Annotated in this window: 5 protein-coding genes; all 5 read left to right on the top strand. The window is 70.4% G+C overall.

The genetic code is table 11. The features are described 5' to 3' along the window. The first annotated feature begins 38 nt into the window (after window positions 1-38). On the top strand, window positions 39-2,786 hold the full coding sequence (gene glnE, locus AC07OD_RS12610; protein WP_494596926.1) for a bifunctional [glutamate--ammonia ligase]-adenylyl-L-tyrosine phosphorylase/[glutamate--ammonia-ligase] adenylyltransferase: 2,748 nt from the start codon (window positions 39-41) through the stop codon (window positions 2,784-2,786). Window positions 2,787-2,891: 105 nt separating this feature from the next. Beyond that, window positions 2,892-3,620 carry a TetR/AcrR family transcriptional regulator gene (locus AC07OD_RS12605; protein WP_494596924.1) on the top strand — a complete coding sequence of 243 codons (729 nt, stop codon included), beginning with the start codon at window positions 2,892-2,894 and terminating at the stop codon, window positions 3,618-3,620. Beyond that, window positions 3,617-5,002, top strand: a complete 1,386-nt coding sequence (locus AC07OD_RS12600; RefSeq protein WP_494596923.1) for an efflux transporter outer membrane subunit — start codon at window positions 3,617-3,619, stop codon at window positions 5,000-5,002. The genes AC07OD_RS12605 and AC07OD_RS12600 overlap by 4 nt, the downstream gene beginning before the upstream one ends. A 191-nt stretch (window positions 5,003-5,193) precedes the next feature. Continuing rightward, on the top strand, window positions 5,194-6,399 hold the full coding sequence (locus tag AC07OD_RS12595; RefSeq protein WP_369643728.1) for an efflux RND transporter periplasmic adaptor subunit: 1,206 nt from the start codon (window positions 5,194-5,196) through the stop codon (window positions 6,397-6,399). A gap of 12 nt (window positions 6,400-6,411) precedes the next feature. Beyond that, a complete protein-coding gene (locus tag AC07OD_RS12590) occupies window positions 6,412-9,531 on the top strand; it encodes an efflux RND transporter permease subunit (protein ID WP_494596920.1) in 3,120 nt (1,039 codons plus the stop codon). The last annotated feature ends 89 nt before the right edge of the window (window positions 9,532-9,620 follow it).

The raw sequence follows: 9,620 nt of genomic DNA, 5'->3' as shown, positions 1-9,620 counted from the left end.
CAGTGTCCTTATGTATGTGGCCCCTTGCCATGTCTGCCATGCCCGCGTCTCCCGCTGATCCCCGCTGCCACCAGCCCCGTCCCGAGGGCCCGCTGGCCGCGCATTCGCGCTTCTACCAGCGCCTGCACCGCCGCTATGCGGACGATCTGTCCCTGCTGCCCGCAGGGGCGCCGGTCCTGGCCACCATGGAGACGGCCTACGATGCGCTGCGCTCGCGCGGCTGCGACACGGGCACGGCCCTGCGCGTGCTGCGCCAGCTCGTCATGGAACGGCTCGTCCAGCTGGACTGCGACGCGCAGGCGCCGCTCGCCGACATCACCCGCGCCGTCACCGAGCTGGCCGAGCTGGCGCTGGACCGCGCCAGCCGCCAGGCGCGGCAGGAGCTGGACGAGCGCCACGGCGCGCCACGCGGACCGGACAGCCAGCCCGTGCAGCTGTGGATCATCGGCATGGGCAAGCTGGGTGCGCGCGAGCTCAATGTCTCCAGCGACATCGACCTGATCTACGTGTACGAACACGATGGCGAGACCGCGGGCACGGCCGACGGCCGGGGGCGCATCTCCAACCACGAATACTTCGCGCGGGCGGTCAAGGCCATCTACAGCCTGGTGGGGGATACCACCGAGCACGGCTTTGTGTTCCGCGTGGACCTGGCGCTGCGCCCCAATGGCAACTCCGGCCCGCCGTCGGTCTCGTTGTCGGCGCTGGAGGAGTACCTGCAGCTGCATGGCCGCGAATGGGAGCGTTTTGCCTGGCTCAAGAGCCGGGTGGTGGCGCCGCACGACTGCATTGGCAGCCCCGAGGTGCAGGCGCTGCGGGGCGTGGTGCTGCCCTTCGTGTTCCGCCGCTACCTGGACTACAGCGTGTTCGATGCGCTGCGTTCCCTGCACCGCCAGATCCGCGACCATGCGGCCAAGCGCAGCGCGGGCCACCCCGAGCGCGCCAACGACGTCAAGCTCTCGCGCGGCGGCATCCGCGAGATCGAGTTCACGGTGCAGCTGCTGCAGGTGGTGCGCGGCGGCCAGTTTCCCGAGCTGCGCCGCCGGCCCACGCTCGATGCGCTCACGCGCCTGGCCCAGGCGGGCCTCATGCCGCAGGAAACCGCCGATGCCCTGGCGCGCGCCTATGTCTTCTTGCGCCGGGTGGAGCACCGCATCCAGTACCTGGACGACCAGCAGACCCACGTGCTGCCCACGCGCGACGACGACCTCGCCTGGATCGCCTACACCCTGGGCTACACCGACTGCTGCGCCTTCCTGCACGAGCTGGACGCGCACCGCGAACTCGTGGCCCAGGAGTTCGACACCTTGCTGGGTGGCGCGGGCAAGAAGCAGTGCAATGGGGGCGGCTGCGGCGGCCCTCGCGCCTCGGCGCCCCCGCCCCCCGAATTCGACACCCTGCTGGAACAGCTGCCGCCCGGATTCCGCGAGCGCGTGGCCGAGTGGCGCAGCCACCCGCGCGTGGCGGGCCTGCGCGACGAAGCCCGCGCCCGCCTGTTCCGGCTGGTGCAGCGCACCGCGCAGTGGCTCAAGGAGGGCCGCGTCACCGAAGAGGCCGCGCTGCGCCTAGCCAACTGGCTGGAGCCGCTGCTGCGCCGCGAGAGCTATCTGGCGCTGCTGCTGGAGCGCCCCTCCGTGCACGAACAACTGCTGCACCTGCTGGGCGCGGCCAAATGGCCCGCCCGCTACCTGCTGCAGCACCCGGGCGTGATCGATGAACTGGTGGGGGATTCGCTGCTGGCCGAGCGCTTCGTGGTGGCGGACTTCGAGCGCGAACTGGCCGTGCGGCTCGCGTCGCTGCAGTCCACGGGCGAGGACGATGATGAAACCCTGCTGAACCTGCTGCGCCGCGCCCAGCACGCGGAAACCTTCCGCACCCTCGCGCGCGACGTGGAGCGGCGCATCACCGTCGAGCAGGTGGCGGATGACCTGTCCGCCCTGGCCGACAGCGTGCTGCGCATCACCGCCCAGTGGTGCTGGAGCCGGCTCAAGACGCGCCATCGCGAGAGCCCGCAGTTCGCCATCATTGGCTACGGCAAGCTGGGCGGCAAGGAGCTGGGCTACGGCAGCGATCTGGACATCGTTTTCGTGTTCGACGACGACGACGAGCGCGCGCCCGAGGTCTACGCCGCTTTCGTGCGCAAGCTCATCAACTGGCTCACCGTGAAGACGGGCGAGGGCGACCTGTACGAGATCGACACCGCACTGCGGCCCAATGGCAGCTCGGGCCTGCTGGTCACGAGCTTCGAGGCCTACGCCAACTACCAGCAGCGCCGGGGCAGCAACACCGCCTGGACCTGGGAGCACCAGGCCATGACGCGCGCGCGCTTCGTGATGGGCAGCGACGCCCTGCAGGCGCGCTTCGATGCCGTGCGCGAGGCCGTGATCACCTCCGAACGCGACCCCGCCGCCCTGCGTGAGGAGATCGTGCTCATGCGCGAGCGCGTGCGCGCGGCGCACCCCACGCGCGACGGGCAGTTCGATGTGAAACACAGCCCGGGCGGCATGGTGGATGCGGAGTTCGCGGTGCAGTACCTCGTGCTCTCGCAATCCGCGAACCACCCGGAGCTGGTGGGCAACGTGGGCAACATCGCGCTGCTGCAGCGCGCCGAGCAGGTGGGCCTGCTGCCGCCCGGAGTGGGCATGGCGGCGGCCGACGCCTACCGCGAACTGCGGCGCGTGCAGCACGTGGCGCGCCTGGACGAGGCGCCCACCCAGGTTGCTCCGCCCGCGCTGCAGGCCGAGCGGAATGCGGTGCTGGCGCTGTGGAGGGCGGTGTTCGGCTGAGGCCGGTCCCGGTGTGACGTTTCGTTGCATTTTTGGCGGGCGAATTTTCCGCTGGCCTTCGCCAATTCAAACAACTGTTTGAATTCTGGTGTTTAATCCGGTGCCATGAGTTTTGGCGCCCATTTCATTCCCGCAGCCCAGCGCACCGCCCGCAGTGATGGCGAGGACACGCGCGCACGCCTGCTGCACGCGGCGCTGCAGCTGTTCTCCGAGCGGGGCTTCGCACAGACCTCGGTGCGCGCCATCGCCGAGGCCGCTGGCACCAATGTCGCCGCGATCGCCTACCACTTTGGCGACAAGGCCCGGCTGTACACGGCCACGTTCTATGAACCCTTTGGCAGCGGCAGCGACCTCATCGCCGTGTTCGCCGATCCCGCACTGACCCTGCCGCAGGCGCTCGCCTCCTATTTCGGGGGGTTTCTGGAGCCGCTCAAGCACGATGACCTCGTGACCCAGTCGCTGCGCCTGCATGTGCGCGAGCTGCTGGACCCGACCCACGTGTGGCCCGAGCTCATCGAGCGCGAGTGCCGGGCCCCCCACCTGGCCCTGGTCCAGGTGCTGTGCCGCCACATGGGCGTGCAGGATGTGGACGACGACATGCACCGCCTCGCCTTTTCCCTGGCCGGGCTGATCATGCAGATGTGGACCCAGCGCGACCCGCTGCAGGTCATTGCGCCGCAGCTGGCAGGGGCGGGGGCTGTGGATGAGTGGGTGGACCGGCTGACCGGCTACGCCCTGAGCATGGTGCAGGGCGAGATCGCCCGGCGGCAGGCCGCACAACGGCCCGCGCGCCGCAGTACTTCACGGAATTCGCACAAGGAATCCAACGCATGACTTTGAGCAAGACCCGATTCTTCTGGGCCGCCTGCCTGCCGCTGGCCCTGGGCGCCTGTGCCGTCACGGCGCCCCCCGCGCAGGTGCCCGCGCCGCCGCCGGTGGCGTGGCAGGCGCCCTTGCCGCACCAGGGCTCGCTGGGGGACCTGGCGCGGTGGTGGACGCAGCTGGGCGACCCGCTGCTCGTCGAGCTGATCGATGCCGCGCAAGCCATCAGCCCTGGCGTGGCGCAGGCCCAGGCCCGCATCGCGCAGGCGCGTGCCACGCAGGTGAGCAGCCGCGCCGCGCTGCTTCCGTCGCTCGATGCGCAGGCCAGCGCCAGCCGGGGTTTCAACGAGCAGCTCGCGGGCATCGCCACCACGGCGCAGGCCGGGCTGCAGGCGAGCTGGGAGATCGACCTCTTCGGCGCCAACCGGGCCACCAAGACGGCGGCCGACGAGCGGCTGGCGGGCGCGCAGGCGCTGTGGCACGAGGCGCGCGTGAGCGTGGCCGCCGAGGTGGCGCAGCAGACGAGCAGCCTGCGCACCTGCCTGGAGCAGCTGCGCGTGGCCGAGCGCGATGCGCAGTCGCGCGGCGAGACCTCGCGGCTGTCCGACCTCAGCGAACGCGCCGGTTTCACGGCGCCCGCCACCGCCGCCCTGGCGCGTGCCAGCGCCGCCGAAGCCCAGGCGCGCGCATCGCAGCAGCGCATGCAATGCGATGTCGACGTCAAGACCATGGTGGCGCTGACCGGGTGGGAAGAGCCCGCGCTGCGCGCGCGCCTGTCCACGCCGGCATCCGCCGCGCCCGACACCCTGTTCGCCATCGCCGCCCTGCCCGCCCAGGTGCTGGCCCAGCGCCCCGACGTGTACAACGCCGAGCGCGAAGTCGCCGCCGCCAGCGCCGACGTGGGCAGCGCGCAGGCCCAGCGCTACCCGCGCCTGTCGCTCAGCGGCTCGGTGGGAACGGCCTGGGTGCGCAGCGGCGGCGTGACGACCGACCTGAACACCTGGACCATCGGCCCGCTGGCGCTCAGCGTGCCCCTGTTCGACGGCGGCCGCCGTGGCGCCCAGGTGGAGGCGGCGCAGGCACGCTACGACGAGGCCGCCGCGCTCTACCGCGCCAAGGTGCGCCAGGCCGTGAGCGAGGTCGAGCAGGCGCTGGTGCGGCTGCAGAGCACGGCCGAGCGCAATGCCAGTGCGCGGGTGGCGGCGGCGGGCTACCGCAACTCGTTCGATGCCACGCAGGCGCGCTGGCGCGGCGGGCTGGCGAGCCTGGTGGAGCTGGAAGACGCGCGCCGCACCTCCCTGGCGGCCGAGAACGCGCTGATCGCGCTGCAGCACGAACGCCAGGCCGCCTGGGTTTCGCTGTACCGCGCCGCGGGCGGTGGCTGGAAAGAGTGAAACACCCCCTGAGTCGCTTCGCGCATTCCCCCTCTCCCGACTCGCTGGGCGAGTCGGGAGAGGGGGACGCCCCCGGCGCGGCGGGGCGGCCCTTGCGCGGGGGCACTGGCCTGCGCCGCGCCAGTTTCATCCCGTGCGAGTGGCGCGTAGCGCCGTGGATAGTTGATATGAATTCTTCAGGACGAAAGCAAATGCAAAATTTCTCTTCCTTCAAGTTCTCTCCGACGGCCTTCGCCGTGATTGCTGCCTGCGTGCTGGCCACCGGCGGCGCCCTGGTTTTCTCCAGCGCATCGCGCGCCGCCGACGAGCCCAAGGCGGGCCAGCCCCGCCCCGCGCTCACGGTGAGCACGGCCCAGCCCCAGCGGACGTCGGTGCCCTTGCGCCTGGCGGCCAACGGCAATGTGGCCGCCTGGCAGGAGGCCAGCATCGGCGCCGAAAGCAATGGACTGCGCCTGACCGATGTGCGGGTGAATGTGGGTGACGTGGTCAAGGCCGGCCAGGTGCTCGCCACCTTCTCGGCCGAAACGGTGCAGGCCGACGTGGCGCAGATGCGCGCCAGCCTGCTCGAAGCCCAGGCCAACGCGGCCGAAGCCGCCGCCAATGCCGACCGGGCCCGCTCGCTGCAGGCCACGGGCGCCCTGAGCCAGCAGCAGATCCAGCAGTACACCACCGCCGAGAAGACGGCGCAGGCCCGGGTGGAGGCCGCCAAGGCCACGCTGAACGCGCAGCAGCTGCGCCTGAAGTACACCCAGGTGGTGGCGCCCGACAGCGGCGTGATCTCGGCCCGCACGGCCACGGTGGGCGCGGTGGTGGGCGCGGGCACGGAGCTGTTCCGCATGGTGCGCAAGGGGCGCCTCGAATGGCGCGCCGAAGTCACGTCCACCGAGCTGCGCCGCATCGCGCCGGGCGCCAAGGTCAGCGTGACCGCGGCCAGCGGCGCGGCGGCCGAAGGCACCGTGCGCATGGTGGCCCCCACGGTGGACCCGCAAACCCGCAATGCGCTGGTGTATGTCGATTTGCCGGCGAACAGCGATTTCCGCGCCGGGATGTTCGCGCGCGGCGAGTTCGCGCTGGGCAGCAGCGATGCGCTCACGGTGCCGCAAGAGGCGCTGGTGGTGCGCGACGGGTTCTCGTACGTGTTCGTGGTGGGCGCCGAGCAGCGCGTGCAGCAGCGCAAGGTGCAGACGGGGCGCCGCGTGGCCGACCGGGTGGAAGTGCTCTCGGGCCTGGACGCGAATGCCTCCGTCGCCGTGCGCGGCGCGGGCTTCCTGAATGACGGGGACCTGGTGCGTGTGGTCGGCGCGCCGCCGGCGAGCGGCAGCACCTCCTCCCTGCAGGAATTCAAACAAAAAGTGCCTGTAGCGCAGGTTGATCAAGCACTGGTAGCTATCAAATAAGGAGCGTTCTCCATGAATGTATCCACCTGGTCCATCAAGAACCCGATACCGGCGCTGATGCTGTTCGTGCTGCTGACGTTCGGCGGCCTGCTGTCGTTCAACGCGATGAAGGTGCAGAACTTTCCGGACATCGACCTGCCCACGATCTCCGTGACCGTGGCGCTGCCGGGCGCATCGCCCGCGCAGCTGGAAAACGACGTGGCGCGCAAGATCGAGAACAGCATCGCCACGCTGCAGGACTTGAAGCACATCTACACCAAGGTGCAGGACGGCGGCGCCACCATCACGGCCGAGTTCCGCCTGGAAAAGCCCACACAGGAGGCGCTCGACGATGTGCGCTCGGCCGTGGCGCGGGTGCGCGGCGACCTGCCCGGCGACGTGCGCGACCCCATCGTGACCAAGATGGACCTGGCCGCGCAGCCCGTGCTGGCCTTCACCATCGCCTCGAGCCGCATGGACAGCGAGGCGCTGTCGTGGTTCGTGGACGATGCCGTGGCCAAGAAGCTGCTCACCGTGCGCGGCGTGGGCGCGGTCAACCGCGTGGGCGGTGTTCAGCGCGAGGTGCATGTGGCGCTGGACCCGGTGAAGCTGCAGGCGCTCAACGCCTCGGCGGCCGACGTGTCGCGCCAGCTGCGCCTGGTGCAGACCGAGAGCGCCGGCGGCCGCACCGACCTGGGCGGCAGCGAGCAGCCCGTGCGCACGCTGGCCACGGTGCAGTCGGCCCAGGAGCTTTCCAGCCTCACGCTGTCGCTGTCGGACGGCCGCCACGTGCGGCTCGATCAGGTTGCCACGGTGTCGGACACGATTGCAGAGCCGCGCGCGCTGGCCCTGCTCAACGGCAAGCCCGTGGTGGGCTTCGAGGTGGCGCGCAGCAAGGGTGCGAGCGAGATCGAGGTGGGCGGGGCCGTGCAGGCCGCGCTCAAGGAGATGCGCGTGCAGCACCCCGACCTGGAGATCACCGAAGCCTTCAACTTCGTGCAGCCCGTGCAGGAGGAATACGACGGCTCCATGCACCTGCTGTACGAAGGCGCGCTGCTGGCCGTGCTGGTGGTGTGGCTGTTCCTGCGCGACTGGCGCGCCACGTTCGTCTCGGCCGTGGCGCTGCCGCTGTCGGTGATCCCGGCGTTCATCGGCATGCACCTGCTGGGCTTTTCCATCAACGTGATCACGCTGCTGGCGATGTCGCTGGTGGTGGGCATCCTGGTGGACGACGCCATCGTGGAGGTGGAGAACATCGTGCGCCACCTGCGCATGGGCAAGACGCCCTACCAGGCGGCCATGGAGGCGGCCGACGAGATCGGTTTGGCGGTGGTGGCCACCACCTTCACGCTGATCGCGGTGTTCCTGCCCACGGCCTTCATGAGCGGCATCGCGGGCAAGTTCTTCAAGCAGTTTGGCTGGACCGCGTCGCTGGCCGTGTTCGCCAGCCTGGTGGTGGCCCGCGTGCTCACGCCCATGATGGCGGCCTACATCCTCAAACCCATCGTGGACAAGCACCAGGACCCGCGCTGGATGACCGTGTACCTGCGCTGGGCGGCCTGGTGCATCAGGCACCGCTGGATCACCTTCATCGCCACGGCGGCGTTCTTCATCGGCTCGCTCGCGCTGATCCCGCTGCTGCCCACCGGCTTCATCCCGCCGGACGACAACTCGCAGACCCAGGTGTACCTGGAGCTGCCGCCCGGCGCCACGCTCGCGCAGACCCGCGCCGTGGCCGAGGATGCGCGCGAGCGCATCGCCAAGGTGGAGCACGTGCAGAGCGTGTACACCACCATCGGCGGTGGCTCCGCGGGGGCGGACCCCTTCATGGGCGGAGCCAATGCCGAGACCCGCAAGGCCACGCTGACCATCCTGCTGGCCGAGCGCGGCGAGCGGCCGCGCAAGCAGGGCATCGAGAACAAGATCCGCACGGCCCTCGAAACCCTGCCCGGCGTGCGCAGCAAGGTGGGCCTGGGCGGATCGGGCGAGAAGTACGTGCTGGTGCTCTCCGGCGACGATCCGCAGGCGCTGACCACGGCCGCGCTGGCGGTCGAGAAGGACCTGCGCACCATCCCGGGCCTGGGCAGCATCTCGTCCACCGCCAGCCTGGTGCGCTCCGAGATCGCGGTGCGTCCGGACTTCGCCCGGGCCGCCGACCTGGGGGTGACCAGCAGCGCCATCGCCGAGACCCTGCGCATCGCCACCATGGGCGACTACGACGTGTCGCTGCCCAAGCTCAACCTCGCGTCGCGGCAGGTGCCCATCGTCGTGAAGCTGCAGGACGACGCCCGCAAGGACCTGTCGCTACTGGAGCGCCTGGCGGTGCCGGGCGCCAAGGGCCCGGTGATGCTGGGCCAGGTGGCCACGCTCGAATTCAGCGGCGGCCCGGCCGTGGTGGACCGCTACGACCGCGCACGCAACGTGAACTTCGAGATCGAGCTGTCGGGCCAGCCGCTGGGTGACGTGACCAAGGCCGTGGAGGCGCTGCCCTCCATCAAGAACCTGCCGCCGGGCGTGCGCCAGATCACCATCGGCGACGCGGAGATGATGGGCGAGCTGTTCGCCAGCTTCGGCCTGGCCATGCTCACGGGCGTGCTGTGCATCTACATCGTGCTGGTGCTGCTGTTCAAGGACTTCCTGCACCCGGTGACCATCCTGGCGGCGCTGCCGCTGTCGCTGGGCGGCGCGTTCGTGGGCCTCTTGATCGCGCAAAAGAGCTTCTCGATGCCCTCGCTCATCGGGCTCATCATGCTCATGGGCATCGCCACCAAGAATTCCATCCTGCTGGTCGAGTACGCCATCCTGGCGCGGCGCGAGCACGGCATGACGCGCTTCGAGGCGCTGATCGACGCGTGCCACAAGCGCGCGCGCCCCATCATCATGACCACGCTGGCCATGGGCGCGGGCATGCTGCCCATTGCCATCGGCATCGGCGCGGCCGACGCGAGCTTCCGCTCGCCGATGGCGGTGGCGGTGATCGGGGGGCTCATCACGTCCACGCTGCTGAGCCTGCTGGTCATCCCCGCCGTCTTCACCGGGGTGGATGATCTGGGCCAGCGGTTCGGGCGCCTGGTGCGCCGGCTGCGGGGTGCGCACCACGCGCCCGCCGCCCCGGCGCTGCCCCCGGTGCCCGCCTCGCCGCCCGCACCGTGATGGCCCGGTGGTGGTTGCCCGAACAACCGGGCAATCACCCGGGTTGACCAGGGTTTGGTGGCGCGCCAGTCGTTAGATAATGTAACGAG

This window comes from Acidovorax sp. GW821-FHT10E03, from assembly GCF_059415205.1.
The sequence above is the reverse complement of the archived record's forward strand: the minus strand, read 5'-3'. Positions and strand labels throughout refer to the sequence as shown.